The following is a 14,812-nucleotide window of genomic DNA, read 5'->3' on the forward strand; positions in this document are numbered from 1 at the left end:
GCGGGGTGGGAGCAAACTGCTCCCACCGTCATTGCGAGGAGCGAAGCGACGAAGCAATCCAGACTGCTTCCTTCGAAACATTCCTGGATTGCTTCGCTTCGCTCGCAATGACGAAGCCTGTCGTGACGTTTCGAACGGGGGACCAGAGTTGACAGCCCAAGCCATTATCCAGAGTCTCGCGAGCGGCCTCCTGATGGGCCTGCTCTACGGATTGATCGCGGTCGGCCTCGCGCTGATCTTCGGCCTGATGGACGTCACGAACTTCGCCCATGGCGAATTCCTGATGATCGCGATGTATCTGTCTTTCTTCCTGTTCGCGTTCTTCGCCATCGATCCGCTGTTGTCGGCCCCGTTGGTCGCCGCGGCACTCTTCATATTCGGAGCGGTCGTCTACCTGCTCCTTGTACGTTTCGCCATGCGGGCCAAGGCCAACGCCGGCATGGTGCAGATCTTCACCACCTTCGGCCTCGCCATCGTCATGCGCGGCCTTGCGCAGTATTTCTTCACGCCGGACTATCGCAGCATCCCACAATCCTGGCTCGGCGGCAAAACCATCTCGGTCGGCGGAATCTTTCTGCCGGAGCCGCAACTGGTCGGCGCGCTGGTCTCGATCGCCGCTTTTGCAGGTCTCTACTTCTTCATCCACCGAACCGATTTCGGCCGCGCGATCGAAGCGACCCGCGAGGATCCCGGTGCAGTCGCGCTTGTCGGCATCGACAAGAACCGCGTGTTTGCATTCGGCTGGGGGCTCGGCGCCGCGCTGGTTGGTCTCGCCGGCGCGATCATGGCGGTGTTCTTCTACATCTATCCCGACGTCGGCGCGTCCTTTGCGCTGATCGCCTATGTCACGGTGGCGCTCGGCGGCTTCGGCAGCGTGTTCGGCGCCTTCGCCGGTGGCATCATCGTCGGTCTCGTCGAAGCGGTCACCGCGCTGGTGCTGCCGCCGTCGCTGAAATCGGTCGGCATTTACTCGGTCTATCTGCTGGTCGTCTTCATCCGGCCGCGCGGCCTGTTCGGATCGATGTGATGGACAAGGATTTTGCAGCGCGGCGCCGCCGCGACCTCATCATCGCCGCAGCGCTCGCTACCATTGCCGCGCTGACGCCGTTGTTCGTGAAGGACGTCGTCGTCCAGAACATTCTGATCCTGACACTGATGTATGCGGGATTGTCGCAGAGCTGGAATATCCTGTCCGGCTATTGCGGGCAGATCTCGCTCGGCCACGCGCTGTATTTCGGCCTCGGGGCCTATACCACCGAGCTGCTGTTCACGAAGTTCGGCGTGCTGCCCTGGTTCGGCATGCTGGCGGGCGGGGTGGTGTCGGCGCTGATCGCGATGGGGCTCGGCTATCCCTTCTTCCGCCTGCGCGGCCATTACTTCGTGATTGCCACCATCGTCATCGCCGAGATCGGCTTGCTTTTGTTCCACAACTGGGAATGGGCCGGTGCCGCGATGGGTATCACCATTCCGATCCGCGGCGACAGCTGGCTGAAATTCCAGTTCCTGCGCACCAAGCTGCCGTACTTCTATTTCGCGCTGGCGCTGTGCTGCCTCGCCTGGTTCGTGACATGGTGGCTGGAAAACTCCAAGTGGGGATTTTGGTGGCGCGCCGTCAAGGACAACCCGGAGGCGGCCGAGAGCCTCGGTGTCGACGTGTTCAATTCCAAGATGGGTGCGGCCGCGGTCTCCGCCTTCCTTGTCGCGGTGGGCGGCAGCTTCTACGCCCAGTTCGTCTCCTACATCGATCCGGAAAGCGTCATGGGCTTTCAGTTTTCGCTGCTGATGGCGCTGCCGGCCGTGCTCGGCGGTATCGGCACCCTGTGGGGGCCGGTGTTAGGGGCGGCCATCCTGATCCCGCTGACTGAGCTGACGCGCTTCAAGTTCGGCGGCTCGGGGCGGGGTGTCGACCTCATCGTCTACGGCACGCTGATCGTTCTGATCTCGCTGGCCCTGCCGCGCGGCCTGCTGAGCCTGTTTTCACGCCCGAAGAAGACAGGAGCTGCCCGATGAGCGCGCTGCTCGAAACCCGCGGCGTCTGGCAGCGCTTCGGCGGCCTCGTCGCCAACAGCGACGTCTCGATCTCGGTCGGCCGCGGCGAGATCGTCGGCCTGATCGGTCCCAACGGCGCCGGCAAGTCGACGCTGTTCAATCTCATCGCCGGCGTCTTGCCGCCGACGCAAGGCTCGATTCTATTCGACGGTGAGGACGTCACCCGCATGCCCGCGGCCGCGCGCTGCCAGCGCGGCATCGGGCGCACCTTCCAGGTCGTGAAGAGCTTCGAGACCATGACTGTCATCGACAACGTCATTGTCGGTGCGCTCGTGCGTACCACCGTGATGCGCGAGGCGCGCCGCAAGGCGCATGAAGTGCTGGAATTCACCGGGCTCGCAGCGCGCGCCGACGTGCTCGCGAGCGACCTCGTTCCGGCCGAGAAGCGCCGCCTCGAAGTCGCGCGGGCGCTTGCGACCGAGCCGAAGCTGCTGCTGCTCGACGAAGTCCTCACCGGCCTGACGCCGACCGAGGCGCAGACCGGCGTTGCCCTGGTGCGCAAGGTGCGCGATGCCGGTATCACCGTGCTGATGGTGGAGCACGTCATGGAGATCGTGATGCCGCTGGTGGACCGAGCCATCGTGCTCGACCTCGGCAAGGTGCTGGTCGAGGGCAAGCCCGCCGACGTCGTGCGCGATCCCAAGGTGATCAAGGCATATCTGGGAGATCGTCATGCTGTCGGTGCGTGAAGTCACCACCGCCTATCAGGGGCTGGTCGCCATCTCCGCGGTCTCGATCGAGGTCCAGAAGGGCGAGATCGTCTGCGTTGCCGGCGCCAACGGCGCGGGCAAGTCGACGCTGCTGAAATCCATCGCCGGCGCCGAGCGTCCGCGTTCGGGCACGGTGACGTTCGACGGCAAACGCCTCAACGGCATGGCGCAGCATCACATCACGGCCACCGGCATCGCCTATGTGCCGGAAAACCGCCGTTTGTTTCCGCGCCTGTCGGTGCGCGACAACCTTCGCCTCGGCAGCTATCTCTACCGGGGCGAAGCGAACCGCGAAGAGCCGCTCGATCTCGTGTTCAAGCTGTTCCCGCGCCTCCAGGAACGTCTGGAGCAGCGCGCCGAGACGCTCTCTGGCGGCGAGCAGCAGATGCTCGCGATCGGCCGCGCGCTGATGACGCGTCCGCGGCTGTTGATGCTGGACGAGCCCTCGCAGGGCATCATGCCGAAGCTGGTCGACGAAATTTTCCAGGCGGTGAAGCTCATCCGTGACTCCGGCATGACCGTCCTCATCGTCGAGCAGCGCATGGCCGAATGCCTGGAGATCGCCGACCGCGCCTACATCCTGCAGACCGGCCGTGTGCTGATGCAGGGCGCAGCCAGCGAGATCAAGGGCAATCCGGATGTGCGGAAGGCATATCTGGGGCTGTAGCCGAATAGTATCGGGCACGCCCGCGCAACATACCCGGTGTCATCGCCCGACTTGATCGGGCGATCCAGTACTCCGAGACGTCAGAGATATGCGGAGAAGCCGCGGCGTACTGGATTCCCCTCTTTCGCGGGGAATGACAGCGGTGGTGAGGCGACGCTCGTCCACCCCTTACCGCAAGTCGCTAATGCTCGTGCCCGTGCTCCGGCAGCGTCACCCCGAACACCTTCACCAGATCCGTCACCTGCGCCGGCGACAAATACCGCGGGTTCATCCCGCGCAGCAGCAGGTACAACTTGGCCGTCTCCTCCAGCTCCTCCGTCGCGAACACCGCAGCTTCCAGCGTGTTGCTGGCGACGACCGGGCCGTGATTGGCGAGCAGAACGGATGAATATTTCCCGGCCAGCCCCTTGATCGCATCTGCAACCGCGGGGTCGCCGGGGCGGTAATAGGGCACGAGCGCGGTGGCGCCGCATTTCATCAGGTAATAGGCCGTCATCGGCGGCAGCGCGGCGCGCGGATCGATCTCGGGCAGCATCGACAGCGCCACCGAATGCGTGGAGTGCAGATGCACGATGGCCCGCGCGCTGCCGCGCGTGTCGTAGAGCGCATTGTGCAGCGGAACTTCCTTGGTCGGGGCATCGCCCGAAACCAGCCGGCCCTGCTGGTCCAGCCGTGATAGTCTTGCGGGATCGAGGAAGCCGAGCGAGGCGTTGGTCGGCGTCACCAGCCAGCCGCCATCGTCCAGCTTGACGCTGATATTGCCGGAGGAGCCCGGCGTCAGCCCACGCTCGAACAGGGATCGTCCGAAGCGGCAGATGTCCTCGCGCAGCCGTGTTTCATTGCTCATGGCCGTCATGCTTGCTTGTCTCACGCTTTGGCAGCGCGGCCAAGCCGTGTTATTCGGTTGCCAAGCTGCCGCAAAGGGCGGCCATCCGGGAAACGCTCGCAAGGGTCAGTTGCATATGTCCGCCTCCACCTCACAAAATCAGCGTATTGCCGTCGTCGGGCTCGGCTCGATGGGATTTGGCATGGCGACCTCGCTCAATCGAGCCGGCCATGTCGTGACCGGCTGCGACGTCTCGGCGGATGCCGTCGCGCGTTTCGTGAAGGATGGCGGCGCGGGGGCCAAGACGCCGGCCGAAGCGGCCAAGGACACAGACATCGTCGTCAGCGTGGTGGTCAATGCCGCGCAGACCGAAACCATCCTGTTCGGCAAGGATGGCGCCGCCGAGACCATGCCCAAGGACAGCGTGTTCGTCTCCTCGGCGACGATGGATCCCGACGTGGCGCGCCGTCTTGCCAAGCAGCTGGAGGCGACCGGCCGGCACTATCTGGATGCGCCGATCTCCGGCGGGGCGCAGCGCGCCGCGCAAGGCGAATTGACGATTCTTGCCTCCGGCAGCTCGGCCGCCTTTGCCAAGGCGCGGCCGGCGCTCGATGCCATGGCTGCAAAGCTCTACGAGCTCGGCGATGCCGCCGGGCAGGGCGCTGCGTTCAAGATGATCAATCAGCTGCTCGCCGGCGTTCACATCGCCGCCGCCAGCGAAGCCATGGCGTTCGCAGCCAAGCAGGGCCTCGACATCCGCAAGGTCTACGAGGTGATCACGGCCTCGGCCGGTAATTCCTGGATGTTCGAGAACCGCATGCCGCATGTGCTCGACGGCGACTACACGCCGCGAAGCGCGGTGGAGATCTTCGTCAAGGACCTCGGCATCATCCAGGACATGGCGCGCACGGCCCGATTCCCCGTGCCGGTCTCCGCCGCCGCGCTCCAGATGTTCCTGATGACATCGGCCGCCGGCATGGGCCGCGACGACGACGCATCGGTCGCGCGCATGTATGCGCAGGTCACCGGCGTCAAGCTGCCCGGCGACAAGTAACAGAGGATCTCCAATGCCCCGTTTCGCCGCCAATCTCTCGATGATGTTCACCGAGGTGCCGTTCCTCGACCGCTTCGATGCCGCCGCGCAAGCGGGCTTCACCGCGGTGGAATTCCTGTTTCCGTACGAGCATCCCGCCGAGGCCGTCGGCGAACGGCTCAAGCGCAACGGCCTGACCCAGGCGCTGTTCAACCTGCCGCCGGGCGACTGGAACGCCGGCGAGAAGGGCTTTGCGGCGCTGCCATCGCGCTTTTCCGATCTCAAGGCGAGCCTGGAGACGGCGCTGCCTTATGCCAAGGCGACGGGCGTCAAGCGCCTGCACCTGATGGCCGGCATCGCCAATCGCGGCGAGCGCGTCGCGATCGAGGCCTTCTACAAATCGGTGGCCTGGGCCGCCGAGTTCTTCGCGCCGCACGGCATCGACATCGTGATCGAGCCGATCAATGCGCGCAACGTGCCCGGCTACTTCCTCAACGATTTCGGCTTTGCGCGGGATCTGATCCAGGAGCTGAGGCTTGCGAACCTGAAGCTCCAGTTCGACATCTATCACTGCCAGATCATCCATGGCGACGTCACCATGCGGCTGCGCGAGATGATGCCGATCATCGGCCACATCCAGATCGCCAGCATTCCCTCGCGCAACGAGCCCGATGGCGAGGAGCTGAACTATCCCTTCCTGTTCGATGAGCTCGACCGGCTCGGCTATGCCGGCTTCGTCGGCTGCGAATACAATCCCCGCGGCAAGACCACCGATGGGCTTGCCTGGTTCAAGCCTTATGCGGGAGTGAAGTCGTGACACTTGCGTTGGGCTGCATCGCCGACGACTACACCGGCGCCTCCGATCTCGCCAACACGCTGACGCGCGCGGGCCTGCGCACCGTGCAGACCATCGGCGTGCCCGCCGACGATCTCGCGCTGCCCGAGGTCGATGCCGTCGTGGTGTCACTGAAGAGCCGCTCGATCGAGGCCGGCCTCGCGGTGTCGCGCTCGCGCGCCGCTGAAACATGGCTGCGCGGCCGCGGCGTGGGCCACGTGCTGTTCAAGATCTGCTCGACCTTCGATTCCACCGACGCCGGCAATATCGGTCCGGTCATGGATGCGCTGCGCGCCGATTGCGGCGAGGGAGCCGTGCTGGTGACGCCTGCCTTTCCGGAGACCGGGCGCACCGTCTATCAGGGCAATCTGTTCGTCGGCGCCGTGCCGCTCAGCGAGAGCCCGCTAAAGGACCATCCGCTCAACCCGATGCATGATTCCAACTTGGTGCGCGTGCTGGCGCGCCAGAGCAGCACGCAGATCGGCCTCGTCGATCTCGCCACCGTCGCGCGCGGCGCGGAGGCCGTGCGGGCACGGCTGGCCGAGCTCGCCGCCAGGGGCATCGGTGCTGCGATCATCGACGCCGTGTTCGACCGCGACCTCGAGACCATCGGTCTCGTCGCCGCTGAACATCTTCTGTCGGTCGGCGCGTCCGGCATGGGCCTCGGGCTTGCGCGCGCGCTGGTGTCGACGGGCAAGGTGAAGTCGGCACCGAGCAGCGAAACCGGCGCGGCCGTCGGCGGCCTGGCGGCATGCCTTGCCGGCAGCTGCTCGCAGGCGACGCTTCAGCAGATCGCCAGCGCCGAACGCATCATGCCGGTGCTTCATCTCGATCCGGAGCGGATCGTCGCGGGCGCCGCTGAAGCGCAGCGTGCGCTGGACTGGGCGAGGCCGCGGCTTGCGGAAGGTCCGGTGCTGATCGCTTCGAGCGCGACGCCGGACGCCGTTGCGGCCGTGCAGGCACGCCATGGCCGCGATGCCGCAGGCCACGCGATCGAGCAGGCCATGGCCGGCATCGCCGAGGGTCTGGTGCAGGCCGGCGTCCGTCGCTTGATCGTCGCCGGTGGCGAGACATCCGGCGCCGTGGTCGATCGGTTGAAGATTCCGGGATTTCTCGTAGGAGTAGAAATCGCGGCGGGAGTCCCGGTGCTGCGCGCGGTCGGTGCAAGCTCCGGCGAGATGTTGCTCGCTTTGAAATCTGGAAACTTTGGCGGTCCGGACTTCTTCTCCGACGCGCTTAGGCTCATGCGCTGAGCGCAGAGCCTCCTTAGTCCATCGTTCATTTCTTTCGGCTTCGGTACTCGTACGGAGCCGCAGTTAACATTTGCGCAGGTGCTCTGCGCTCAGATGTCGCCGCAGCTCCTCTTTGGTTGATTCTTAGAGCTTCGACGCGCATCCGCGCCAGCACAACGAGATCCGATTATGTTCGCCAACATTTCCATCCGCGCCAAGATCATCAGTGTCGTCGCGTTCCTGCTCGTCGCGATGGCCGGCATGGGCCTGCTCGCCATCATGAAAATGCGGTCGATGAACGCCAACACGGTCGACATCACGATGAATTGGATGCCCAGCGTGCGGGTGCTGGGCGAGCTTCGGGCGAGCGTCATCACCTATCGCAACGTGGTCCGCCAGCACATGCTTTCCGACACGCTGGACGAGAAGCTCGCCAACGAAAAGACGGCCATGACGGTACTCGAGGCGCTTGCCAAATACCGCAGCCGCTACGAGCCGATGATCACCTCGCCGGAGGAGAGGGCGCTCTACACCCAATGGGCAAAGCTCTGGGACGATTACAAGAGGGGCACCGAAGAGGTGATGGCGCTCTCGCGCAAGGAAGCCGGCAAGATCCCACACGAGGCCCGGGAGCTGAATACGAAGACCGTCAACAAGCTCGGTCTTCAGGCAGACGAGGTCCTGACCAAGGACATCGAGCTCAACACCAAAGGCGGAGAACAGGCCGCCCAGGACGCCGCCGACAGTTACGCCTACGCCTTCATGCTGGTCTCGGCCATTCTCGGCGCTGCTATCGTCATCGGCATCGCCGTCAGCTTCTATCTCGTCCGCGACGTCTCTAGCGGCATCAACTCGATCACCCTGCCGATGCAGGCCCTGGGCCGAGGCGACCTCTCCGCCGAAGTCCCGCATCGCGGCGAGAAGACCGAGATCGGCGCCATGGCCGACGTGCTCCAGATCTTCAAGGAGGCGTTGATCGCCAAGAAGGCCGCCGACGAAGCCGCCGCGGCCGACGCCGAAGCCAAGATCGAGCGCGGCCGCCGCGTCGACGACATCACCCGCGAATTCGAAACGATGATCGGCGAGATCGTCCAGACCGTGTCATCGGCCTCGACCCAGTTAGAGGCCTCCGCCTCGACCTTGACCGCGACCGCCGACCGCTCGCAGCGGCTGGCGACCACGGTGGCCGACGCTTCGGAGGAAGCCTCCACCAACGTGCAGTCGGTGGCCTCGGCGACCGAGGAGATGGCCTCGTCGGTCGGCGAGATCAGCCGCCAGGTGCAGGAATCGGCGCGGATGGCGGGCGATGCAGTCGGTCAGGCCCGTGCCACCACCGAGCGCGTCAGCGAATTGTCCAAGGCCGCCGCGCGCATCGGCGACGTCGTCGAGTTGATCAACACCATCGCCGGCCAGACCAACCTGCTGGCGCTGAACGCCACCATCGAGGCGGCGCGCGCCGGCGAAGCCGGCCGCGGTTTTGCCGTCGTCGCCTCCGAGGTGAAGGCGCTCGCCGAGCAGACCGCGAAGGCGACCGGCGAGATCGGCCAGCAGATCTCCGGCATCCAGGCGGCGACCAACGACTCCGTCGGCGCCATCAAGGAGATCTCCTCGACCATCGAGCGCTTGTCGGAGATCTCGTCGGCCATCGCGGCTGCGGTGGAAGAGCAGGGCGCCGCGACGCAGGAGATTGCCCGCAACGTGCAGCAGGCGGCGCAGGGCACCCAGCAGGTGTCGTCCAACATCACGGACGTGCAGCGCGGCGCGACCGAGACCGGCACGGCCTCCTCGCAGGTGCTGTCCGCGGCGCAGATGCTGTCGAATGATTCGGGCCGGCTGAAGAACGAGGTCAGCAAGTTCCTGACCAACGTCCGCGCCGCGTAGACAGACGTGGGTTCCACAAGCAAGGGCGGCGCCATCGGCGCCGCTCATAGTTTTTCCTGCGCGCGTTGCGCTGTCGATATGCCCGTAGAATTGCGACGTACTCTTCAGCGAAAGCTCCGTACTACTGCGTAGCGTCGTTAAACCTAACAATCCTGAGCGACGGTAAGATCGTGGCGGAAGTCGTAGCACGATCGGAGCCGGTCCGGACCAGCAACTCCCGACCGTCAGCATTGGGGAGGATTTAATGTCTTGGATCAACAACCTTCGTATTTCCATTAAGGTTTCTGCCGTATTCGCGGCGATCTGTCTCGTCGTCGCCGGCAGCACCGCAGCCATCTACAACTCGCTGAGCGTAATGAATTCCACGGCGAAGATGACAGTGCATACCTATCAGGTGCTGGAGCAGCTTTCCGAGCTTGTCGGTGCGATGGTCAATCAGGAAACCGGCGTTCGCGGCTATCTCGTGTCTGGCGATGCCGGCTTTCTCGCTCCTTACGAAGCCGGGCTGAAACAATTTCAGACTGCGGCGGCCAAAGTCGGCAGCCTGACCTCGGACAACGCCACGCAGCAGAAGCGACTCGAGCAGGTCAAGGCGCTTGCCAACGACTGGGCAACCAACGTCGCGCAGCGCGAAATCGCGCTGATGAAGGATCCGGCAACCCAGGCGAAGGCGCGTGAGCTCGAGGCTTCCGGAGCCGGCAAGAAGTCGATGGATGGCCTCCGCGCCGTCGTCCAGGAAATGGACAGGGAAGAGCGGTCGCTGTTGTCAGTGCGGGCGGCTGCCTCCGACGCCGCCTCGTCCAGCGCCACCATGGCCATGCTGATCGGAGGCCTCGTCACCCTGCTGCTCTCGCTCGTGGGCGCCTTCGGCGTCGCCTTCGCGGTCACCCGCCCGATCCAGCGCATCACGACCGATATGGGTGTTCTCGCGAATGGGGACACCTCGGTGATCGTATCGGGTATCGAACGCAAGGACGAGATCGGTGAGATGGCTCAGGCGGTCCAGGTGTTCAAGACCAATGCCATCGAGGTTGAGCGGCTGAAGGCGGAACAGGCTGAAACCGAGCGTCGCAATGCCGAGCAGCGCAAACGCGACATGGTCAGGCTCGCCGACGACTTCGAGAGCGCCGTCGGCCAGATCATCGGAACAGTGTCGTCGGCATCGACCCAGCTGGAAGCATCGGCCACCACCCTCACAGGTACGGCCGAGCGGTCCCAGAAGCTCGCGACCACGGTGGCCGGCGCTTCGGAGGAAGCCTCCACCAACGTGCAGTCGGTGGCCTCGGCGACCGAGGAGATGGCCTCGTCGGTCGGCGAGATCAGCCGCCAGGTGCAGGAATCGGCGCGGATGGCGGGCGATGCAGTCGGTCAGGCCCGTGCCACCACCGAGCGCGTCAGCGAATTGTCCAAGGCGGCCGCGCGCATCGGCGACGTCGTCGAGCTGATCAACACCATCGCCGGCCAGACCAATCTCCTGGCGCTCAACGCGACCATCGAGGCGGCGCGCGCCGGCGAAGCCGGCCGCGGTTTTGCCGTCGTCGCCTCCGAGGTGAAGGCGCTCGCCGAGCAGACCGCGAAGGCGACCGGCGAGATCGGCCAGCAGATCTCCGGTATCCAGGCGGCGACCAACGATTCCGTCGGCGCCATCAAGGAGATCTCCTCGACCATCGAGCGCCTGTCGGAGATCTCGTCGGCCATCGCCGCTGCGGTGGAAGAGCAGGGCGCCGCGACGCAGGAGATCGCCCGCAACGTTCAGCAGGCGGCGCATGGCACCCAGCAGGTGTCGTCCAACATCACCGACGTGCAGCGCGGCGCGACCGAGACCGGCACGGCCTCCTCGCAGGTGCTGTCGGCGGCGCAGATGCTGTCGAACGATTCCGGCCGGCTGAAGAGTGAGGTCAGCAAGTTCCTGACCAACGTCCGCGCCGCGTAAGGCGCGGCCGTGGATTGATCAAACCAGGAGCGGTGCCAAATGCGCCGCTCTTTTTTTCTGCGGTAGCGTGATGTCGTCTGGCGGTAGGATCATGGGGAGCCGACCGTAAACATACGGGGCGCCCATTTCATGGATAGTTAAATTCGCCTTACGAGAATTGAGGGAAGACGCCTCGAACAGCGGCCGTCCTGTCTGGAATGAACGCATATCGCATTGTTTGGGGGCTCTGATGCGCAAGAATCTTCCCGTCACCACCGTTGAATATCCGGTCAGTGATGAGACGTTGATCGTTTCGCGGACCGATCTGAAGGGCAAGCTCACGTACTTCAACGAGGACTTCCTCGCGGCCGCCGGCTTCACGTCCGCGGAACTGATGGGCCAGCCGCACAATATCGTTCGTCACCCGGACATGCCGCCGGAGGCATTCGACAATCTCTGGGACACGCTGAAGGCCGGCAAGCCCTGGCTCGGCGCAGTCAAGAACCGCCGCAAGAACGGCGACTTCTATTGGGTGCTGGCGACGGCTTCTCCGATCCGCGAGAACGGCGAGGTCAAGGGCTATACGTCGATCCGCACCAAGCTGCCGGCCGACCAGCGCAAGCTCGCCGAAGAGGTCTATGCCGCCATCCGCGAGAAGAAGCCGCATGGCTATCGCATCGACGCCGGCATCATCCGCCGCCGCTCCTGGCTCGACCACTTCAGCATCTTTACCGGGACGCTGAAGGCGCGCCTGATCACGATGATGGTGCTGCAGTCGCTGTTCATGCTCGCGCTCGGCATCGGTGGCGCGGTCGCCACCGGCGGTTCGACCAGCCTGATCCTGTCGCTGCTGGCTGTCGCCGGTGCGGCTATCGTCGGCTTCGCAGGCCTTGCGACCATGCGTGCTATTCAGGGACCGATGCGGCAGCTCAACGACACGCTGGTCAACCTCGTGCAGGACAAGCTTGACAATCGCATCGTGATCGAGCGCGACGACGAGATCGGCGAGGCGCTGCGCAACCTTCAGACCGTGCAGACCATCGTCCGTTTCAGCCGCGACGAGGTGCAGGCGGTGCAGCGCCGCGCCGAGGCGCAGCGCAAGGCCGACATGACCGAGCTTGCCGACGGTTTCGAGGCGGCGATCGGGGAAATCGTCGAGACCGTATCGGCCGCCGCGACTGAGCTTGAGGCATCGGCCTCGACCCTGTCCTCGACCGCGGGCCGGGCGCAGGAGCTGGCCACGGTAGTTGCGTCCGGCTCGGAGGCCGCCTCCAGCAATGTCCATTCGGTGGCTTCGGCTGCCGAGGAGATGTCGTCCTCGGTGCGCGAGATCGGGCGGCAGGTGCAGGATTCCTCCCGGATCGCGAGCGAGGCGGTCAGCCAGGCGCATGCCACCACCGAGCGTGTTAGCGAGCTGTCGCGGGCTGCGGCGCGGATCGGCGATGTCGTCGAGCTCATCAATGCGATTGCCGGCCAGACCAACCTCCTGGCACTCAACGCTACCATCGAGGCGGCGCGGGCTGGCGAAGCCGGCCGCGGCTTCGCGGTGGTGGCCTCCGAGGTCAAGGCGCTCGCCGAGCAGACGGCCAAGGCCACCGGCGAGATCGGCCAGCAGGTCGGCGGCATCCAGGCGGCGACGCAGGATTCGGTCAGCGCCATCGGGGAGATCAGCGGCACCATCGCGCGTCTGTCGGAGATCGCTTCGGCCATCGCGACGGCCGTGCAGCAGCAGGGCGCAGCGACCCAGGAGATCGCCCGCAACGTGCAGCAGGCCGCCCTGGGCACCCAGCAGGTCTCGTCCAACGTCGGCGACGTGCAGCGCGGCGCCTCGGAGACGGGATCAGCGTCCACGCAGGTGCTGTCGGCGGCCCAGATGCTGTCCCGCGATTCCAACCGCCTCAAGCTCGAGGTCGGCAAGTTCCTGAACTCGGTTCGCGCCGCCTGACTCTCGACCGCGTCGGAAAAAACAGGCGCCGAAGGGCTGAGATCTCGTAGGGTGGGCAAAGGCGCTCTTGCGCCGTGCCCACCATTCTTTCCGGATCACACGAAGGCCGTGGGCACGCTTCGCTTTGCCCACCCTACGAGATCACGCCACCCGCCACTCGGGCACGTTATCTTCTGCCATAGCGATTTCGCCGAACGAGCCGACCGGGGTGCGATCCATGGCGAGCAGCTGCGCCAGCGTCGCGCCGTCGCTCGCCGGGACCCGCGCCAGCGTGCGGCGATCGTCCTCTGTCCGCAGCATCACGACGCCATGCTCGATATTGCCGCCGCGGCCGTAAAGCACGGTGAAGCTCTCGACCGTGCCCTTGCCAGTGGCCTCCGCGACGAACTCCGGCACCGCGCGCTTGTTGCGGTCCGCATCGGCCTGCACGCTCGTTTCCTGCACCAGCGCCTCGCGCGGCGCCGTCTTCGACACCACCAGCGCGTGGTGCTTGGTGACGAAGCCGCCCTGGCCATAGAGCAGGCCGAGCTTGGCGCCGTCGCGCAGCCGCCGCACCATAGCGCAGGCGGCATGCGTCATGTAGGTGTTGAGCGGCGCGCCGAAGAAGGTGAGGCCGCCCGTCACGGTCGGCTGCACGTCGGCACCTAAGCCCAGTGTCCGCCGCGCCATTTTGGGCACGCAGGGGAAGCAACTGTAGAGCTCGATCGCGTCGAAGGACTTGCGGTCGCCGCCGGCGAGGTCCATCGCCGCTTTCAGCACGGCGTTCTGCGGGTGGCTCTCGTAAAACTGGTCGCGCAGCAGATAGTCACGCGGCTCTTCCGCGGAGGCGCCGCCGAGCGGGTAGACCAGTTTGTCTTCGGCGATCCCGGCTGCGCGTGCCTTGGCGAGACTGGTGAGCAGCAGCGCACCGCCCATGTTGACGCTGGGGTTCGCCACCATCAGCTTGTTGTAGGGCCAGGCGATCAGGCGATTGTCCGCGGTCGGCGTCGTAATCTCCTCCGGCGTGTAGCGCCGCTTCAGCCAGGCGTTCGGGTTCTCCGCGGCGGCTTCCGAATAGCGCGACCACAGCGTGCCTGACTCCGCCATGGCTTCGCGTGGCGTCTGACCCCAATGCGCGGAGGAGGCCGCTTCATAGAATGGATAGACGGTCACAGGTCGAAACACGCCGAGCTTCACCGCTAAGGGCTTCTGGAACGCCGCGCCGCGCTTGGGTTCCTCGACGTCATGGGCGAACGGCGTCCACGGCAGCTTGACGCCGGCGCGCTCCGCCTTGGTAGCGCTCGATTGCGCTTCCGCGCCGCACACCGCCGCCACGCTGCACTCGCCGCGCGCGATGCGCTTGGCCGCCTCGTGGATGTAGCGGATCGGGCTCTCGCCGCCGACTGGGCCGTAATAGCAATGCGCGGGCGAGATGCCGAGGCGCTGAGCCAAAAGCTGCTCCGGATCGCGATAGCGCCAGCTCAGGAAATTGACGACGTCGAGCGATTGCACCTCGCCCAGCAGTTTTGCGCCGGCGTCTTGTTCGGCGCGCCGCAGCGCCTGTTCGAGCAGGTCGAGCGGTTCGAGACCCTCGGCGATCTCCTTGGGGCGATCGACGATCTCGCCGATGCCGACGATGACGGGGATGCGGTCTTCGGGGATATTGGTCATTTCTTCTTGCTTCAGTTCACGATGTCAGTTGTTCGTCATTGCGAGCGCAGCGAAGCAATCCAGGATCTTTCC

At 65.2% G+C, this 14,812-nt stretch carries 12 protein-coding genes; 10 read left to right on the forward strand and 2 right to left on the reverse strand.

Annotated features, from left to right (window positions below; all coding sequences use genetic code 11):
- Positions 1-148 precede the first annotated feature (148 nt).
- The 4 genes from I6F12_RS03740 to I6F12_RS03755 are packed head-to-tail and all read left to right on the forward strand — an operon-like array spanning position 149 to position 3,426.
- Positions 149-1,027, forward strand: coding sequence for a branched-chain amino acid ABC transporter permease (locus I6F12_RS03740; protein WP_036004931.1), 879 nt, complete (start codon positions 149-151; stop codon positions 1,025-1,027).
- Positions 1,027-2,010: a branched-chain amino acid ABC transporter permease gene (locus tag I6F12_RS03745; RefSeq protein ID WP_036004933.1), complete on the forward strand. Its 984-nt coding sequence runs from the start codon at positions 1,027-1,029 to the stop codon at positions 2,008-2,010. The genes I6F12_RS03740 and I6F12_RS03745 overlap by 1 nt, the downstream gene beginning before the upstream one ends.
- The gene (locus I6F12_RS03750; RefSeq protein WP_225155526.1) at positions 2,007-2,738 is read left to right on the forward strand and encodes an ABC transporter ATP-binding protein; all 732 of its coding nucleotides are present in this window, start codon (positions 2,007-2,009) and stop codon (positions 2,736-2,738) included. The genes I6F12_RS03745 and I6F12_RS03750 overlap by 4 nt, the downstream gene beginning before the upstream one ends.
- Entirely contained in the window at positions 2,722-3,426 is a 705-nt protein-coding gene (locus I6F12_RS03755) for an ABC transporter ATP-binding protein (RefSeq protein WP_225155527.1), read from the forward strand. The genes I6F12_RS03750 and I6F12_RS03755 overlap by 17 nt, the downstream gene beginning before the upstream one ends.
- A gap of 181 nt (positions 3,427-3,607) precedes the next feature.
- On the opposite strand, the gene I6F12_RS03760 is transcribed toward I6F12_RS03755, so the two are convergent.
- The gene (locus I6F12_RS03760) at positions 3,608-4,282 is read right to left on the reverse strand and encodes an aldolase (protein WP_225155528.1); all 675 of its coding nucleotides are present in this window, start codon (positions 4,280-4,282) and stop codon (positions 3,608-3,610) included.
- A 106-nt stretch (positions 4,283-4,388) separates the two neighbouring features.
- On the opposite strand from I6F12_RS03760, the gene ltnD reads away from it, so the two are divergent.
- The 6 genes from ltnD (at position 4,389) to I6F12_RS03790 (ending at position 13,090) form a co-directional block, all read left to right on the forward strand.
- Complete coding sequence (gene ltnD, locus I6F12_RS03765; protein ID WP_225155529.1) at positions 4,389-5,306, forward strand: L-threonate dehydrogenase; 918 nt, start codon at positions 4,389-4,391, stop codon at positions 5,304-5,306.
- 13 nt (positions 5,307-5,319) lie between these two features.
- Positions 5,320-6,102 (forward strand): 2-oxo-tetronate isomerase, encoded by a 783-nt coding sequence (otnI, locus tag I6F12_RS03770; RefSeq protein ID WP_109144476.1) that lies wholly within the window; start codon positions 5,320-5,322, stop codon positions 6,100-6,102.
- Entirely contained in the window at positions 6,099-7,373 is a 1,275-nt protein-coding gene (otnK, locus tag I6F12_RS03775) for a 3-oxo-tetronate kinase (RefSeq protein WP_109144475.1), read from the forward strand. The genes otnI and otnK overlap by 4 nt, the downstream gene beginning before the upstream one ends.
- Positions 7,374-7,541: 168 nt before the next feature.
- Positions 7,542-9,233: a methyl-accepting chemotaxis protein gene (locus I6F12_RS03780; protein WP_225155530.1), complete on the forward strand. Its 1,692-nt coding sequence runs from the start codon at positions 7,542-7,544 to the stop codon at positions 9,231-9,233.
- Between the two features lie 244 nt (positions 9,234-9,477).
- Positions 9,478-11,166, forward strand: coding sequence for a CHASE3 domain-containing protein (locus tag I6F12_RS03785; RefSeq protein ID WP_225155531.1), 1,689 nt, complete (start codon positions 9,478-9,480; stop codon positions 11,164-11,166).
- 229 nt (positions 11,167-11,395) lie between these two features.
- Positions 11,396-13,090 (forward strand): methyl-accepting chemotaxis protein, encoded by a 1,695-nt coding sequence (locus I6F12_RS03790; RefSeq protein ID WP_225155532.1) that lies wholly within the window; start codon positions 11,396-11,398, stop codon positions 13,088-13,090.
- A 141-nt stretch (positions 13,091-13,231) separates the two neighbouring features.
- On the opposite strand, the gene I6F12_RS03795 is transcribed toward I6F12_RS03790, so the two are convergent.
- Positions 13,232-14,740 carry an acetyl-CoA acetyltransferase gene (locus I6F12_RS03795; protein ID WP_225155533.1) on the reverse strand — a complete coding sequence of 503 codons (1,509 nt, stop codon included), beginning with the start codon at positions 14,738-14,740 and terminating at the stop codon, positions 13,232-13,234.
- Positions 14,741-14,812 lie beyond the last annotated feature (72 nt).

This window comes from Bradyrhizobium sp. IC4059 (assembly GCF_020193615.1).
Lineage (GTDB): Bacteria > Pseudomonadota > Alphaproteobacteria > Rhizobiales > Xanthobacteraceae > Bradyrhizobium > Bradyrhizobium yuanmingense.

Excerpts from the sequence above, each read along its gene's own strand:
- otnI (WP_109144476.1), top strand. The coding sequence starts at position 5,320 with ATGCCCCGTTTCGCCGCCAATCTCTCGATGATGTTCACCGAGGTGCCG.
- I6F12_RS03785 (WP_225155531.1), top strand. The coding sequence starts at position 9,478 with ATGTCTTGGATCAACAACCTTCGTATTTCCATTAAGGTTTCTGCCGTA.
- I6F12_RS03745 (WP_036004933.1), top strand. The coding sequence starts at position 1,027 with ATGGACAAGGATTTTGCAGCGCGGCGCCGCCGCGACCTCATCATCGCC.
- I6F12_RS03790 (WP_225155532.1), top strand. The coding sequence starts at position 11,396 with ATGCGCAAGAATCTTCCCGTCACCACCGTTGAATATCCGGTCAGTGAT.
- I6F12_RS03750 (WP_225155526.1), top strand. The coding sequence starts at position 2,007 with ATGAGCGCGCTGCTCGAAACCCGCGGCGTCTGGCAGCGCTTCGGCGGC.
- I6F12_RS03780 (WP_225155530.1), top strand. The coding sequence starts at position 7,542 with ATGTTCGCCAACATTTCCATCCGCGCCAAGATCATCAGTGTCGTCGCG.
- I6F12_RS03760 (WP_225155528.1), bottom strand. The coding sequence starts at position 4,282 with ATGACGGCCATGAGCAATGAAACACGGCTGCGCGAGGACATCTGCCGC.
- I6F12_RS03795 (WP_225155533.1), bottom strand. The coding sequence starts at position 14,740 with ATGACCAATATCCCCGAAGACCGCATCCCCGTCATCGTCGGCATCGGC.
- ltnD (WP_225155529.1), top strand. The coding sequence starts at position 4,389 with ATGTCCGCCTCCACCTCACAAAATCAGCGTATTGCCGTCGTCGGGCTC.
- I6F12_RS03755 (WP_225155527.1), top strand. The coding sequence starts at position 2,722 with ATGCTGTCGGTGCGTGAAGTCACCACCGCCTATCAGGGGCTGGTCGCC.